12 protein-coding genes and 1 tRNA gene are annotated in these 15,129 nt (G+C 71.1%); 9 read left to right on the top strand and 4 right to left on the bottom strand.

Translation table 11 applies throughout. The features are described from left to right. Positions 1 to 302: 302 nt before the first annotated feature. Positions 303 to 1,841: an MFS transporter gene (locus ACFC1R_RS11830; RefSeq protein ID WP_375936604.1), complete on the top strand. Its 1,539-nt coding sequence runs from the start codon at positions 303 to 305 to the stop codon at positions 1,839 to 1,841. A gap of 80 nt (positions 1,842 to 1,921) precedes the next feature. On the opposite strand, the gene ACFC1R_RS11825 is transcribed toward ACFC1R_RS11830, so the two are convergent. The 3 genes from ACFC1R_RS11825 to polA form a co-directional block, all read right to left on the bottom strand. After that, complete coding sequence (locus ACFC1R_RS11825; protein ID WP_375936601.1) at positions 1,922 to 2,461, bottom strand: hypothetical protein; 540 nt, start codon at positions 2,459 to 2,461, stop codon at positions 1,922 to 1,924. 187 nt (positions 2,462 to 2,648) lie between these two features. Beyond that, a complete protein-coding gene (locus ACFC1R_RS11820; protein ID WP_375936598.1) occupies positions 2,649 to 3,302 on the bottom strand; it encodes a hypothetical protein in 654 nt (217 codons plus the stop codon). 100 nt (positions 3,303 to 3,402) lie between these two features. Further along, positions 3,403 to 6,081, bottom strand: a complete 2,679-nt coding sequence (polA, locus tag ACFC1R_RS11815; protein WP_375936727.1) for a DNA polymerase I — start codon at positions 6,079 to 6,081, stop codon at positions 3,403 to 3,405. A 237-nt stretch (positions 6,082 to 6,318) separates the two neighbouring features. On the opposite strand from polA, the gene ACFC1R_RS11810 reads away from it, so the two are divergent. The 6 genes from ACFC1R_RS11810 to ACFC1R_RS11785 all read left to right on the top strand — a co-directional run bounded on the left by ACFC1R_RS11810 (position 6,319) and on the right by ACFC1R_RS11785 (position 13,327). Further along, positions 6,319 to 6,771 carry a PaaI family thioesterase gene (locus ACFC1R_RS11810; RefSeq protein WP_375936595.1) on the top strand — a complete coding sequence of 151 codons (453 nt, stop codon included), beginning with the start codon at positions 6,319 to 6,321 and terminating at the stop codon, positions 6,769 to 6,771. A 954-nt stretch (positions 6,772 to 7,725) separates the two neighbouring features. Then, on the top strand, positions 7,726 to 8,955 hold the full coding sequence (locus ACFC1R_RS11805) for an ABC transporter substrate-binding protein (RefSeq protein ID WP_375936592.1): 1,230 nt from the start codon (positions 7,726 to 7,728) through the stop codon (positions 8,953 to 8,955). 94 nt (positions 8,956 to 9,049) lie between these two features. Further along, positions 9,050 to 9,979 carry a branched-chain amino acid ABC transporter permease gene (locus ACFC1R_RS11800; protein ID WP_375936589.1) on the top strand — a complete coding sequence of 310 codons (930 nt, stop codon included), beginning with the start codon at positions 9,050 to 9,052 and terminating at the stop codon, positions 9,977 to 9,979. Between the two features lie 5 nt (positions 9,980 to 9,984). Beyond that, positions 9,985 to 11,766, top strand: coding sequence for a branched-chain amino acid ABC transporter permease (locus tag ACFC1R_RS11795; RefSeq protein ID WP_375936586.1), 1,782 nt, complete (start codon positions 9,985 to 9,987; stop codon positions 11,764 to 11,766). 8 nt (positions 11,767 to 11,774) lie between these two features. Continuing rightward, positions 11,775 to 12,614 (top strand): ABC transporter ATP-binding protein, encoded by an 840-nt coding sequence (locus ACFC1R_RS11790; protein ID WP_375936583.1) that lies wholly within the window; start codon positions 11,775 to 11,777, stop codon positions 12,612 to 12,614. Beyond that, positions 12,611 to 13,327 carry an ABC transporter ATP-binding protein gene (locus tag ACFC1R_RS11785; RefSeq protein WP_045299162.1) on the top strand — a complete coding sequence of 239 codons (717 nt, stop codon included), beginning with the start codon at positions 12,611 to 12,613 and terminating at the stop codon, positions 13,325 to 13,327. The genes ACFC1R_RS11790 and ACFC1R_RS11785 overlap by 4 nt, the downstream gene beginning before the upstream one ends. Positions 13,328 to 13,390: 63 nt before the next feature. On the opposite strand, the gene ACFC1R_RS11780 is transcribed toward ACFC1R_RS11785, so the two are convergent. Next, positions 13,391 to 14,050, bottom strand: a complete 660-nt coding sequence (locus ACFC1R_RS11780; protein ID WP_375936578.1) for an ANTAR domain-containing response regulator — start codon at positions 14,048 to 14,050, stop codon at positions 13,391 to 13,393. A gap of 99 nt (positions 14,051 to 14,149) precedes the next feature. On the opposite strand from ACFC1R_RS11780, the gene ACFC1R_RS11775 reads away from it, so the two are divergent. Beyond that, positions 14,150 to 14,222, top strand: a tRNA-Leu gene (locus tag ACFC1R_RS11775). Positions 14,223 to 14,342: 120 nt separating this feature from the next. Continuing rightward, positions 14,343 to 15,116 carry a transcriptional regulator gene (locus tag ACFC1R_RS11770; RefSeq protein ID WP_375936575.1) on the top strand — a complete coding sequence of 258 codons (774 nt, stop codon included), beginning with the start codon at positions 14,343 to 14,345 and terminating at the stop codon, positions 15,114 to 15,116. Positions 15,117 to 15,129 lie beyond the last annotated feature (13 nt).

The following is a 15,129-nucleotide window of genomic DNA, read 5'->3' as shown; positions in this document are numbered from 1 at the left end:
ACCGCTGCACCAGCTCCTGGTCACCCGTCACCACCGCTGCGCCGACACCTGACCACCAGCCGCCACCACTCCGCCGGCCTCTGACCGCCAGTCGCCACCGCTGCGGCCGCACGGCCGACGAAGCCGCCCCTCGCACGCCGCCCGCCGTCAGGGGCAGCCGGGCGGCGCCGGCATCCCCTTCCACCACGAGAGAACCGAGCACAGTGGCCCTTCTGCAACCGGCGTACGCTCCCGCGCCCCCGGCGCCCGTACGCCCCCCACGGACAGCGGCGCCGACCGGGAGGCCCCGCTCGTACCGGCCGGTGTGGGCCGCCGGAGCGACCGCACTGCTGCTGAACCTGCTGTGGGCCCGTTGTCTGGCCTCGGTCAGCGGGGACCTCGCCGCCCAGTGGGCGTGGGCGGACTTCGCGGCGCGGCACCCGGGATCGGCGTACGACCTGGCGTGGTACGGCGGGATGCACCCCGCCTCGTACAGCCTGCTGGCACCCGGCCTGATGGCGCTCCTCGGGGTGCGCACGGTCGCGGTGGCCTCCGCCACCGCCTCGGCCGCCCTGCTCGCCGTGCTCGTGCTGCGCTCACCCGTCCGGCGACCCCTCCCGGTGGTCCTGTGGGGGGCCTTCGCGCTGTCCTGCAACGTGGCCGCCGGCCGGGTGACCTTCGCCCTCGGCACCGGGTTCGCGCTGGCCGCGCTGGTGGCGGCCGGCGGGGACCGCGCCACCGGGTGGCGGCGGGTGGCGGGGGCCGCCGTGTTCGCGCTGCTCGCCACCCTGGGCAGTCCGGTGGCGGGGCTGTTCGTCGAGGTCGCGGCGGCGGCGCTGCTGCTCACCGGGCGGCGCCGGACCGGATGGGCGCTGGCCGTGCCGCCGCCGCTGGTGGTGCTGGCCACGGCCCTGCTGTTCCCCTTCACCGGGATCGATCCGATCTCGGCGCCCACCGTCGCGGCCTGCGTCGCCTGCTCGGCCGCCGTGCTCGTGGTCAGCCCGACGTCCTGGCGCAGGATCCGGGCCGGCGCCGTGCTCTATGCCCTGGGCACCGTCCTGACCTGGGCGTTCGACACGCCCATCGGCGCCAACGTCCAGCGGCTCGGACTGCTCTTCGGCAGCGTGGTGGCCCTTGCCGCGCTGTGCGCCGGTCCGGCCCGGTCCCGGCTGCGGCTCGCGGCCCTGCTGGCCGCGTTCGCGGCGACCGGGTGCTGGACGGTCAGCGGGAACATCGTCGGCCTGCCCGCGCCGACACCGTCCGGGCGGGCCACCGGGCTGGTGGCCGAACTGCACCGGCTGCCCGCCGGCCAGGGCCGCCTCGAAGCGGTGCCGATGCTCAACCACTGGGAGTCGTGGGGACTGGTCGACACGGCCCTGCTGGCCCGGGGCTGGAACCGCCAGGTCGACGTCGAACGCAACCCGCTCTTCTACGACGGCACCCTCGACGCGGCGGGCTACCACGAGTGGCTGCGGCGCTGGGCCGTGCACTACGTCGCCCTGCCCGAGGGTGCGACCGACGACGGCGGGAGGGCCGAGGCGGCCCTGATCCGTAGTGGTCCGGCCTGGCTGGAGGAGGTGTGGCACGACCGGGACTGGCGGCTGTACCGCTTCACCGACGCCGTCCCGCTGGCCGCGCCGGACGCGACGGTCGAGCGGGCCGACGCCGCCCGGGTCGTGCTCGCGGTCTCCGCCCCCGGCCCGGTCCGGGTCAGGATCGCCTGGTCGCCCTGGCTCTCCGTGCACGGGCCGGGCGGCGCCTGCCTCGCCCGGGACGGGGACTGGACCATGCTGGACGCCCCCGCCCCGGGGAACTACCGGATCGACGCGCGCTACACCTGGCCCCGAGGCACCCCGTGCTGACCCGGGTACGGCCGGACCGGCCGGCCGGTCCGGCCGTACCCGGCGACCTGGCCCCGTTCCGGCGGTCCGGACCGGGCCGGTCAGCCCAGGCCGAGAACGGACAGCGCGGTGGTCCAGTCGGTCGCGATCGCGTTCTGGGCGGCCGCCAGGCCGACCTTGTGAGCGCAGACCGCCGTGTGGAGCTTGTTCTCCACGGTGTCCTTGTTGCCCGCCGTCTTCCCGTTGACCGCGTACCGGGGCTCGGGCCACAGGTTCTGCGGGCTGGTGGGGTTGCCGCCGATCTCCAGCGCTATCAGGTGGTCCTCCTCGTAGTCCGCCGTGCTGGTGTCCTGGAAGCCGTACTGGGTGATCTGCTTGACCTTCAGCGCGTTGGTGTAGGAGGTCGAGGGGCGGATCGTGGCGGTGTAACCGGGGACGCAGATGGTGGAGTCGACGGTGGCCTGGGTGACGGCCGGGTTGAGCGCTCCGGGCTGGCACTTCGAGTCCGGGAGCGGCAGTTGGGCCTGGCTGCACGTGGGGGTGACGGGCCGGGTCGCGGCGTTCGCCGAACCGGCGCCGAACGCCAGGCCGGTGGTGGTGAGGGCCAGGGCGAGCGCGGCGAGTCTCCGGGTGCTGGACATGAGGGCTCCTGTGGGGGGAGGCGGCGTTGTGGGCTCGTCGGAGTTCGAGAGCTCCATCCATGACAGCAGAACCGGATCTATGCGAGTAGATCCCGTGCAGTGAATAGCTGATGACCCATCAAGACCATTTTCTGCGGTGAACATTCACCGGATGTTGGCCACCTGGCGAAACGTCACGGCTCCGGGGTCACCGAGGACCGGCCACCGCCGAACCGCCACCGGCCCAGCCGCCCGCCCGCGGCCGTCGGCGCACCAGCCGCCGGGTCTCCAGCTCCACGGGGACACCGCGCACGGCGAGCAGCGCCTGCAGGGCCCTGGCCAGGCGGCGCGCATCCGACCGGTGCCGGACCAGGCGCGGGTTCTCCACCCCGTACCGCATGACCAGCCGGACGGTGAAGAAGCCGACGGCGGAGCGCAGGTCGCCCGGAGCGGGCCGGATGGTCCACTGGACCAGGACGATCCGCTCCAGCTCGGTGATCGGCAGCCAGGCGCCGGGCTCGCCCGCCCGGACGAACCGCAGTGCCGTGGGGGCCTGAGCCGGGGTGAACTCCACCCGGCGGATCTGCCCCAGTGCCTCCCGGGCCTGCCGCACCCAGCTGACGGCCACCCCGGCGACCACCAGGACGGCGGCGACCGACAGCGCCACGGCGGCACCGGACCCGAGCGCCAGGAGCGCCGCCACCACCGGTACGGCGGCCGGGACCAGCAGCAACAGGGTCAGCAGCGCCGGCCCACCGCTGCGCAGTACCTGGCGGCGCGCGAAACCCCGCGTGCCGCCGCCCCGGCGGAAGACCAGGGCGGTCGAGTCCGGCCCGCGCTCCACCACGGTGTCAGCACCCATGCCCCCAGCGTCCCCGGCCCGGAACCCGCCCGCAAGGGGATTGCTGACACGCCGTCGGACGGCGGGCGGCCACCCCCGGCCACCCGCCGTCCGACGCGCGTCAGTGCGCCGCCGTCTCCCAGTTGGCGCCGATGCCGACCGAGACGTCGAGCGGCGCGCGCAGCGGGTACGCCCCGGCCATCTGCTCGCGGACGATCTTCTCGACCTGCTCGCGCTCGCCGGGCGCCAGCTCGAGGACGATTTCGTCGTGCACCTGGAGCAGCATCCGCGTCCGGAGCCCGGCCCGGCGCAGCTGCTCGTCGACCCGGAGCATCGCGATCTTGACGATGTCGGCGGCCGAGCCCTGGATGGGGGCGTTGAGCGCCATCCGCTCGGCCATCTCACGCCGCTGGCGGTTGTCGCTGGTGAGGTCGGGCAGGTACCGGCGGCGGCCCAGCAGGGTCTCGGTGTAACCGGTGGCGCGGGCCTCCTCCACCACCCGGCGCAGGTAGTCGCGGACGCCGCCGAAGCGCTCGAAGTAGGTGTCCATCAGGCCCTGGGCCTCGGCCGGCTTGATGCCGAGCTGCTGGGACAGCCCGTACGCGGAGAGCCCGTACGCGAGGCCGTAGGACATCGCCTTGATCTTGCGGCGCATCTCGGCGTCGACCGCCTCGGGGGCGACCTCGAAGACCTGGGAGGCAACCGTGGTGTGCAGGTCCTCGCCGCTGGCGAAGGCCTCGATCAGGGCCTCGTCCTCGGAGAGGTGCGCCATGATGCGCAGCTCGATCTGCGAGTAGTCGGCCGTGAGCAGCGCCTCGTAGCCCTCGCCGACCACGAAGGCGCGGCGGATCATCCGGCCCTCCTCGGTGCGGACGGGGATGTTCTGCAGGTTCGGGTCCTGCGAGGAGAGCCGGCCGGTGGCGGCGACCATCTGGTTGAAGGTGGTGTGGATCCGGCCCTGCGGCGAGACCGTCTTGAGCAGGCCCTCCACGGTGGTGCGCAGCTTGGCCTGGTCGCGGTGGCGCAGCAGGATGACCGGCAGCTCGTTGGTGGTCTGGGTGGCGAGCCAGGTCAGCGCGTCGGCGTCGGTGGTGTAGCCGGTCTTGATCTTCTTGGTCTTGGGCAGGCCCAGCTCCCCGAAGAGGATCTCCTGGAGCTGCTTGGGCGAGCCGAGGTTGAACGGGTGCCCGGCGGCGGCGTGCGCCTCCTCCACGCAGCGCTGGATCTCGGCTGCGAACTGCGACTCGATGGTGGTCAGCCACTCGCGGTCGGCGGCGATACCGGTGCGCTCGATCCGGGCCAGCAGCTCGGCGATCGGCAGCTCCATGTCGTGCATCAGCCTGTCGGCGCCGACCTGGGCGAGCCTGGCCTCGAAGTACGCCGCGAGGTCGAGCACGGCGCGGGCCTGGGTCATCAGGGCCTGGGCGCCGGCGGTCGGATCGTGCTCGGGGGCGTCGAAGGAGAGCTGGCCGCTCTCGACGGCGGCGGCCGGCGCGAGCGAACGGGCCAGGTACTCCTCGGCCAGCACGTCGAGGGTGAAGGTGCGGCGGCCCGGCTTGTCGAGGTAGGCGGCGAGCGCGGTGTCGGCGGTGACACCGGCGATCTGCCAGCCCTGTTCGGCGAAGGCGCGCATCACCTGCTTGGCGATGTGCAGGGCCTTGGGGCGCTCGGCGTCGGCGAGCCAGCCGGCGAAGGCGCGCTCGTCGGCCTCGGTGAGCTGCGCCGGGTCGAACCAGGCGGCCTCCTCCCCGGTGGCGAGGGCGACCTCCTGGACGGCGCCGGTGCCCAGCGCCCACTCGTAGACGGCGGCGACGGCGATCAGGCCCTTGCCGTGGGTGGCCAGCCAGCCGGCGAGGGCGCCGGGCTCGGTGAGCAGTTCGCCCTCGACCGCGACACCCGGGGCGGCCGCGAGCTCGGCGGCCTCCTCGGCGCCGCCCGGGTCGACGCCGTAGACGCGGTCGCGGAAGTTGGGGTTGCGGAACTCCAGCGCCTCCAGGATCTCGCCGACGGCGCCCTTGTCGAACGGCGTGCGCTCCAAGTCGGTGACCCCGAGCGGGAGTTCGACGTCCCGGACCAGCTCGGTGAGGACCCGGTTGCGCTTGACCGAGTCGAGGTGCTCGCGCAGCTTCTCACCGATCTTGCCCTTGACCTCGTCGGCGCGGGCGACCAACTCGTCGAAGGAGCCGAACTGGTTGACCCACTTCGCGGCGGTCTTCTCCCCGACCCCGGGGATACCGGGCAGGTTGTCGGACGGGTCGCCGCGCAGCGCGGCCAGGTCGGGGTACTGGCTGGGCGTGACGCCGTACTTCTCGGCGACCTTCTCCGGGGTGTAGCGGGTGAGCTCGGAGACGCCCTTGGTCGGGTAGAGCACGGTGACGTGCTCGCTGACGAGTTGCAGCGAGTCGCGGTCACCGGTGACGATCAGCACCTCGAAGCCCTCGGCCGCGGCGGCGGTGGCGAGGGTGGCGATGATGTCGTCCGCCTCGAAGTTCTCCACCGACATCCGGGAGATCCTCATCGCGTCGAGCAGCTCGTGGATCAGGCCGATCTGGCTCTTGAACTCGTCCGGCGTCTTGGCCCGGTTGGCCTTGTAGTCGGGGAACTCCTCGGAGCGGAACGTCTTCCGGGAGAGGTCGAAGGCGACCGCGAGGTGGGTCGGCTGCTCGTCCCGCACGGTGTTGGCGAGCATCGAGGCGAAGCCGTACACCGCATTGGTGGACTGGCCGGTGGAGGTGCTGAAGTTCTCCACGGGCAGCGCGAACCACGCCCGGTACGCCATCGAATGCCCGTCGAGCAGCATCAGCCGGGGCCGCTGCCCCGCAGCGCCACCCGGCGCACTCTTGCCTGCACTCTGCGTAGCCACGTCAACGTCCGTTCCTGCCGATTCCACTTCTCGCCACCGATCCTATGGCCCGGCGCCGACAACGCCCGCGAGCACGCGCACGGGCGCCCCTCCCCGGGCGGCGGACCGGTCGTACGATCACAGGCAGCACGCTCAAGACGCACGACGACGTGACCCTCGAACGGCAGGAGCACCATGACCGACGCGGCACCGGTTCTGAAAGTCCCGCAGGACGTTCTCGACCACTTCGCGAAACTGGGCGTCGACGCGTCCACCTTCACCGGCGGCCACCTCGGCGACCGGCTCGGCATCCGGATCGTGGAGGCGTCCGGGGACCGGGTGGTCGGCACGATGCCGGTCGAGGGCAACCAGCAGCCGTACGGACTGCTCCACGGCGGCGCCTCGGCGGCGCTGGCGGAGACGCTCGGCTCGGTCGGCGCCATGCTGCACGCCGGCCCCGGCCGCTACGCGGTCGGCGTGGACCTCAACGCCACCCACCACCGCTCGGCCACCTCGGGCCTGGTGACCGGCGTGGCCACGGCCGTCTTCAAGGGCCGCACCGCCGCGACGTACGAGATCGCCATCACCGACGACACCGGCAAGCGGGTCACCAGCTGCCGGCTCACCTGCATGCTCCGGGACCTGTAGCCCGGGACCTGCAGCCCGCGCCCCGCGCCCCCGGCCCGGGGCGCGGGGGAGCTCGCGAGACGGTGCGCCCGGCCCTGCGGGCCCGGCCCTGCGGAGACCGCCGGCCGCTCCGCACAGTCCCCCCGCCGCCCTCACCCACCGGACGGACGGGGCCGCCACCCTCACCGCGTCGGCGCACCGACCGGTTCGCCGCGGCCCACCGGCCCCCGCCCGCCCCAACTCCCGCGCCGCGCCGGACTTTCGACCGTCGACCCGGTGCGGGCCGCCCGCCCCGCCCCACCGGCCGCCGGGGCTAGGACCCGCAGCCGGAAGTCAACTCCCCAGCCCCGCCCGCCTCGTGAGTCACCCGAGCCCCGCGGGCCACCGGCCGTCTCTCTGTTTGAGACGCGCACCAGGTGGGCAGCCTCGCCGGAACCGAGGGGTGCGAGGGGGGCTTCCACCTGGTCGTTCAACCGACTTGACGCACCGTCGGCCGATCCTGTCGATCCCGCCCGACGCCGAAGCGATGTAACACTGCGTAATGGTCGTGAAATCCGGACTTTCCGTCGGCTTTCCGAAGAGGACTCCATCGGAAATGCTCCCGGATTCCGCCGTCCGGCCTGCCCGTACTCCGATATCCGGACACCGGTGCCCGACCAGAGCGGACCGGACGCCGGCGTCCGGATTCCGAACTCCCCTACGGTCGGCGAAGTTTCGAGCTCCGGGCCCGGTGAGGGCCGCACGCCGCCCGCCGACCGGCGAAATCCGGCCGGGCGGAGAGATCGACATGCGATACCGCGCGGACAAAATCGGATAACAAGAGAATCACAGCCTGTCCGGCCCCCTGCCCGAGCCGCCGAAGGCGCTCTAGAGTCACGCCCAGTCACCGCGCCGACGGATCGGGCCCTGGCCTCAGTGCGCGTTCTGGCGCCCCGCCACGCCCGGCCGGGTGCCCTCCGCAGAAAGGGAACCCTCGTGCGTCATCGTTCATTGCTTGTCGTGAGCATCGCAGTCATCGGAGCGCTCACCGTCTCGGCGTGCGGCTCACGTGACGACAAGAAGGGCGGCTCCGACAACGCCGGCAGCGGCACCACCGTCGTCATCGGCGTCGACGCCCCGCTCACCGGCGACCTGTCCGCCCTCGGCCTCGGCATCAAGAACTCCGTCGACCTCGCGGTCAGGAACGCCAACACCGCCAACGAGGTGCCCGGCGTCAAGTTCGAGATCAAGGCCCTGGACGACACCGCCAAACCCGCCCCCGGCCAGCAGAACGCCACCCAGCTGGTCGCCGACAAGAACGTCCTGGGCGTGGTCGGACCGCTCAACTCCAGCGTGGCCCAGTCGATGCAGCAGATCTTCAACGACGCCAACCTGGTCGAGGTCTCCCCCGCCAACACCGGCGTCGCCCTCAGCCAGGGCGAGAAGTGGGCGAGCGGCACCAAGGTCCGCCCGTTCAAGACCTACTTCCGCACCGCCACCACCGACGCCGTCCAGGGCCCGTTCGCCGCCCGCTACCTGTACAACGACGCCAAGAAGGCCAAGGTCTTCCTGATCGACGACCAGAAGACCTACGGCGCCGGCCTCGCCGCCACCTTCAAGGGCGAGTACACCAAGCTCGGCGGCAACATCGTCGGCGAGGAGCACGTCAACCCCGACGACCGCGACTTCAGCGCCATCGTCACCAAGGTCAAGAGCTCCGGCGCCGACGCCGTCTACTACGGCGGCGAGTACCCGGCCGCGGGCCCGCTCTCGCTCCAGCTCAAGAACGCCGGCGTCGACATCCCCCTGATGGGCGGCGACGGCGTCCAGAGCGCCGAGTTCATCAAGCTCAACCCCAAGAGCCAGGGCGACCTGGCCACCGCCGTCGGCCTCTCGGTCGAGAAGCTGCCCTCCGCGTCCAAGTTCATCTCCGACTACGCCGCCGCCGGCTTCAAGGACCCGTACGAGACCTACGGCGGCTACTCCTACGACAGTGCCTGGGCCATCATCCAGGGCGTCAAGGCCGTCGTCGCCGCCAACAACGGCAAGCTCCCGGGCGACGCCCGCAGCAAGGTCGTCGACGCCGTCCAGAAGGTCAGCTTCGACGGGGTCACCGGCAAGGTCTCCTTCGACGAGTTCGGCGACACCACCAACAAGCAGCTCACCGTCTACAAAGTCCAGGACGGCAAGTGGGCGGTGGAATCCTCCGGCACCTTCACCGGCTGACCACCGATCGGGCCCTGACCGCCGGCGCGGGGGCGCGATCCGCCCCCGCGCAACCAAACCCACCCCGCGCACAACGCACAACGGAGGCCGAGCGGTGCACGAACTACCGCAACAGCTGGCCAACGGCCTGATCCTCGGAGCCCTCTACGGACTCATCGCGATCGGCTACACGATGGTCTACGGCATCGTCCAGCTCATCAACTTCGCCCACGGCGAGATCTTCATGGTCGGCGGTTTCGGCGCCCTCACCGCCTACCTCGCCCTGCCCGGCGGCACCACCCTCTGGCTCGCCGTCCCGCTCATGCTCCTCGCCGGGATCCTCGTCTCCACCCTGGTCGCCATCGGCGCCGAACGCTTCGCCTACCGGCCCCTGCGCGGCGCCCCGCGGCTCGCCCCGCTGATCACCGCCATCGGCCTGTCGATCGTGCTCCAGCAACTCGTCTTCTCCTTCTACCCCGACGCCAAGAAGGCCCGGATCTTCCCCCGGATCCCCGGCGACCCCTTCCAGGTCCTCGGCATGACCATCCAGCGCAGCGACCTCTTCCTGATCGCCGCCGCACCCGTCTGCATGCTCATCCTCGGCTGGTTCGTCACCCGCACCCGCTCCGGCCGCGCCATGCAGGCCACCAGCCAGGACCCGGACACCGCGAAGCTGATGGGCATCGACACCGACCGGATCATCGTCATGGCCTTCGCCATCGGCGCCGCCTTCGCCGCCGTCGCCGCCGTCGCCTACGGACTGCGCACCGGCCAGGTCGACTTCAGGATGGGCTTCATCCTCGGCCTCAAGGCCTTCACCGCCGCAGTCCTCGGCGGCATCGGCAACATCTACGGAGCCATGGTCGGCGGCATCGTCCTCGGCCTCGCCGAAGGACTCGCCACCGCCTACATCCAGCACCTGCCCGGCATGCACCTGTTCGGCGGCGGTGCCTGGAAGGACGTCTGGGCCTTCGTACTCCTCATCGTCGTGCTGCTCGCCCGGCCCCAGGGGCTGCTCGGCGAGCGCGGCGCGGACAGGGCGTGACCACCATGAGCAGCACCACCACCGGGGGCACCGAGACCACCCCGGTCCTCCCCGTCCCGCTCACCGCCGCCCGCGCCCTCGTCCTGGCCGGCGCCGTCGGCGCCTTCGCCTCCGGCTTCCTCTCCTGGACCTGGACCGCCGACTTCCCCGGTGACCTCACCGTCACCGGCTACCCCGGCGGCCTCCAGTGGCTCACCCTCACCGGCGCCCTGGTCACCCTCGTCCTCGCGCTCGCCTCGCACGGCGTCCCCGGACTGCGCTGGACCAGCCCCAGCGGCAGCAACAACGGCGTCCTGCACGCCGCCCTCGGCACCGCCGTCACCACCTGGTTCACCCTGATCGCGATCTCCGCCGAACTCGGCGGCCTCGCCAACCTCGAACCCGGCGGCTGGATCGCCGGAGCCACCAGCCTGCTCGCCGTGGCCGGCGCCCTCGGCCTCCCCCTGGACCGCCACCCGCGCGGCACCGGCCAGGGCGCCACCCGGTACCTCGGGCTGCGCCTCGCCAAGGTCGACCGTCCGCTCCCGGCCGTACGCGAACTCCCCTCCTGGGTCGAGGTCCTGCTCATCGTCGCCGCCTTCGCCGTCGGCCTCTACGCGATCACCTACGGCATCGACACCGACTACGGCGAACTCTTCACCGGCTACCTGCTGCTGGCCGGCTTCACCGTCGCCGCACTCACCAGGTCCGGCCTGATCGCCCGGCTGCGCGCACTGACCGTCAAACACCGCGCGGTCACCACCGGCGCCGCCTTCGCCGCAGCCGCCGGCTTCCCGTTCACCCAGACCAGCGACCAGTACACCTCGGTCGCCACCAACATCCTGATCTTCGCCACCGTCGCCCTCGGCCTGAACATCGTGGTCGGCCTCGCCGGACTGCTCGACCTCGGCTACGTCGCCTTCCTCGGCGTCGGCGCCTACGCCGCCGCCCTGGTCTCCGGCTCGCCCGCCTCCCCGATCCACGTCCAGTTCCCGTTCTGGGCAGCGATGCTGACCGGCGCGGCGGTGTCCATCGTGTTCGGCGTACTGATCGGCGCACCCACCCTGCGACTGCGCGGCGACTACCTCGCCATCGTCACCCTGGGCTTCGGCGAGATCTTCCGCATCACCATGAACAACCTCAACGGCACCACCGGTCCCAAGGTCACCAACGGCTCCAACGGCATCCCGCGCATCCCCGACCTGGAGATCCTCGGCTTCAACCTCGGCGAGAAGCACTCCGTCGGCGGGATCGAACTCGGCCGCTTCTCCAACTACTACCTGCTGATGCTGCTGGTCACCGCCTTCGTCGTGCTGGTCTTCGCCCGGGTCGGCAACTCCCGGATCGGCCGTGCCTGGGTCGCCATCCGCGAGGACGAGACCGCCGCCGAAGCCATGGGCATCAACGGCTTCCGGCTCAAGCTGCTCGCCTTCGCCCTCGGCGCCTGCCTCGCCGGACTCGCCGGAACCGTCCAGGCCCACGTCAGCTACACCGTCACCCCCGACCAGTACACCTTCGCCGAGGCGCTGCCGCCCAACTCCGCGTTCCTGCTGGCCGCCGTCATCCTCGGCGGCATGGGCACCATCAGCGGGCCCCTGCTCGGCGCCACCCTGCTCTTCCTCATCCCGAAGAAGCTGGAGTTCCTCTCCGACTACCAGCTGCTTGCCTTCGGCATCGCGCTGATCGTCCTGATGCGGGTCCGTCCCGAGGGCATGATCGCCAACCGGCGCCGACAGCTCGAATTCCACGAAGCGGACATCCCCGCCCAGACCTCCCCCGGAGCCCTCCTCACCAAGGCAGGGGCGTGAACCGCCAGATGACCAGCACCACCGCCGTGCCGCCGCAGGACACCCCGCCGCAGAACACCCCGCTGCTGGACGTCCGGGGCGTGACCATGCGCTTCGGCGGCCTCACCGCCGTCAACAACGTCGACCTCACCGTCGGCCAAGGCGAGATCATCGGCCTGATCGGCCCCAACGGAGCCGGCAAGACCACCTTCTTCAACTGCCTCACCGGCCTGTACGTCCCGACCGAGGGGACCGTCAGCTTCAAGGGCACCGTCCTGCCGCCCAAGCCCCACCTGGTCACCCAGGCCGGGATCGCCCGCACCTTCCAGAACATCCGGCTGTTCGCCAACATGACAGTGCTGGAGAACGTCCTGGTCGGCCGGCACACCCGCACCAGGGAGGGGCTCTTCTCCGCCGTCCTGCGCGGTCCCGGCTACCGCCGCGCCGAGGCCGAGAGCCGGGAGCGGGCCATGGAACTCCTGGAGTTCACCGGACTCGCCGCCAAGGCCGACCACCTCTCCCGCAACCTCCCCTACGGCGAGCAGCGCAAACTGGAGATCGCCCGGGCCCTGGCCAGCGACCCCGGACTGCTGCTGCTGGACGAGCCCACCGCCGGGATGAACCCCCAGGAGACCCGCGCCGCGGAGGAGTTGGTCTTCGCCATCCGGGACAAGGGCGTCGCCGTCCTGGTCATCGAGCACGACATGCGGTTCATCTTCAACCTCTGCGACCGCACCGCCGTCCTGGTCCAGGGCCAGAAGATCGTCGAAGGCGACCGCGAAACGGTCCAGAACGACGAGCGCGTCATCACCGCCTACCTCGGCGCACCGCTGGAGGAGACCGGTACCACCACGGAGGCAGAACAGTGACAGCCCTTCTGGAGGTCGAGGACCTCCGCGTCGCCTACGGGAAGATCGAGGCCGTCAAGGGCATCAGCTTCACCGTCAACCAGGGCGAGGTCACCACCCTGATCGGCACCAACGGCGCCGGCAAGACCACCACCCTGCGCACCGTCTCCGGCCTGCTCAGACCGACCGGCGGAAGGATCACCTTCGACGGCCAGGCCCTGCACACCGTCCCCGCCCACAGAATCGTTTCGCTCGGCCTCGCCCACTCCCCCGAGGGACGCCACATCTTCCCCCGGATGACCATCGAGGAGAACCTCCTCCTCGGCGCCTTCCTGCGCCGCGACCCGGCCGGCATCACCGAGGACGTCGAACGCGCCTACACCCTCTTCCCGATCCTCGGGGAACGGCGCCGCCAGGCCGCCGGGACCCTCTCGGGCGGCGAGCAGCAGATGCTCGCGATGGGCCGCGCGCTGATGTCCCGACCCAAACTGCTGATGCTGGACGAGCCCTCGATGGGGCTGTCCCCGCTGATGATGCAGAAGATCATGGCCACCATCGTCGAGCTCAAGGCCGCCGGGACCACCATCCTGCTGGTCGAGCAGAACGCCCAGGCCGCGCTCTCGCTCTCCGACCACGGCTACGTGATGGAGACCGGCCGGATCGTCCTCACCGGAACCGGCGCCGACCTGCTCCACGACGAGTCCGTCCGCAAGGCGTACCTCGGCGAGGACTGACCGTACGCGGAAGGCCCGGCCCCCTGGCGGTTTCCAGGAGGCCGGGCCTTCTGCACGCGTTCGTCAGCCCTCGGACCGGGCCTCCTCGGCCTTCTTGCGGTCCTGGGCCTCGCCCTCCTCGATCACGGCCTCGGCCACCGCGGCCATCGTCATCCGGCGGTCCATCGAGGTCTTCTGGATCCACCGGAACGCGGCCGGCTCGGTCAGCCCGAACTTCGTCTGCAGCACGCTCTTCGCCCGGTCCACCAGCTTGCGGGTCTCCAGCCGCTGGGTCAGATCCGCGATCTCCCCCTCCAGCGCCCGCATCTCGGTGTACCGGGACACCGCCATCTCGATCGCGGGGACCAGGTCGCTCTTGCTGAACGGCTTCACGATGTACGCCATCGCACCCGCGTCCCGGGCCCGGTCGACCAGCTCGCGCTGCGAGAACGCGGTCAGCATCAGCACCGGCGCCAGGTGCGCCTCGTGGATCCGCTCGGCCGCCGAAAGCCCGTCCAGGATCGGCATCTTCACGTCGAGGATCGCCAGGTCCGGCTTCAGCTCCTCGACCAGCCGCACCGCGGTCTCCCCGTCCCCGGCCTCGCCGACGACGGTGTAGCCCTCCTCCTCCAACATCTCCTTGAGGTCGAGACGGATCAACGTCTCGTCCTCGGCGATCACAATCCGGGTGATCTGGGGCGAGTCGGTCTCAAGCGCCTGGGGCTGCTCGTCGGCGGTGCTCACGTGGCTCCTCGTTCGGGCGGGGTACTGCATGCACGAGCCTACCTAGACACGGTATGTTTGAGTCTCGCAGGGTCGGGGGCAACCTTCGATTCAGTGGGCGCCCTGGTAGCCCAGCGGGAGAGGCACGGTGCTCAAACCACCGACAGCGTGGGTTCGAATCCCACCCAGGGCACATTATCTTCGAATCGAAGGTTCAGGTCGAGGATACCTACGCTGGCGATCTTCATTACTTCAGGTGAAGATCCCGGCGTTTTTGGCATACCTGGCCGCTTGAGCGCCGAATCTCGCCGATATGTACGACCAGGCGACACGCGAGCGCGCGGTAGCACTGCATCGATCCGGTCTGACCTTCAGTGAGATCAGCCGCTCGACGGGTATCTCCCGTTTCGCGATCCGCGAGTGGACCGTCCGGATCACCCCGAGCCCCGGGATGTCCGCCGAGTGTCCGCTCGGCGACGACGGAACCGGCAGTGCCGTCCCGCAGGCCGACTACGCCTACCTGCTCGGCCTGTATCTGGGAGACGGGTGCATCAGTGCGGGCCGTCGAGGCGTCCACGCACTCCGCATAGCCTGCGGCGACGCCTGGCCCGGCCTGATCGATGAGTGTGCACGGGCCATGGCGGCGGTCATGCCGCACAACAGCGTGAACCGGGTCCGGTCACCGGGCTGCACCAGCGTCGTCAGCACCAGCAAGCACTGGCCCTGCCTGTTCCCGCAGCACGGTGCCGGACCCAAACACCTGCGCCGCATCGCGCTGGCACCGTGGCAGCAGCGCACCGTGGACACGCATCCGTGGGAACTGCTGCGCGGTCTGGTCCACTCCGACGGCTGCCGGATCACCAACTGGACCACCAGGGTGGTCGGGGACGGGACCAGACGCTACGAGTACCCGAGGTACTTCTTCACCAACACCTCCAGCGACATCGTCCGCATCTTCACCGACACCCTCGACGCCGTCGACGTGCGGTGGAAGGCGGTCAGGCGCCCGAGCGGAGCCGTCGACGTGTCGGTCGCCCGCCGCGCCTGCGTCGCCCTCATGGACGCCCACATCGGCGCCAAGTACTGACGACGGCGCAGCC

The sequence above is a fragment of the Kitasatospora sp. NPDC056138 genome (assembly GCF_042264695.1).
Taxonomy (GTDB): Bacteria; Actinomycetota; Actinomycetes; order Streptomycetales; family Streptomycetaceae; genus Kitasatospora.
The sequence above is the reverse complement of the archived record's forward strand: the minus strand, read 5'-3'. Positions and strand labels throughout refer to the sequence as shown.

Excerpts from the sequence above, each read along its gene's own strand:
- ACFC1R_RS11825 (WP_375936601.1), bottom strand. The coding sequence starts at position 2,461 with ATGTCCAGCACCCGGAGACTCGCCGCGCTCGCCCTGGCCCTCACCACC.
- ACFC1R_RS11820 (WP_375936598.1), bottom strand. The coding sequence starts at position 3,302 with ATGGGTGCTGACACCGTGGTGGAGCGCGGGCCGGACTCGACCGCCCTG.
- polA (WP_375936727.1), bottom strand. The coding sequence starts at position 6,081 with ATGCTGCTCGACGGGCATTCGATGGCGTACCGGGCGTGGTTCGCGCTG.
- ACFC1R_RS11810 (WP_375936595.1), top strand. The coding sequence starts at position 6,319 with ATGACCGACGCGGCACCGGTTCTGAAAGTCCCGCAGGACGTTCTCGAC.
- ACFC1R_RS11795 (WP_375936586.1), top strand. The coding sequence starts at position 9,985 with ATGAGCAGCACCACCACCGGGGGCACCGAGACCACCCCGGTCCTCCCC.
- ACFC1R_RS11790 (WP_375936583.1), top strand. The coding sequence starts at position 11,775 with ATGACCAGCACCACCGCCGTGCCGCCGCAGGACACCCCGCCGCAGAAC.
- ACFC1R_RS11770 (WP_375936575.1), top strand. The coding sequence starts at position 14,343 with ATGTACGACCAGGCGACACGCGAGCGCGCGGTAGCACTGCATCGATCC.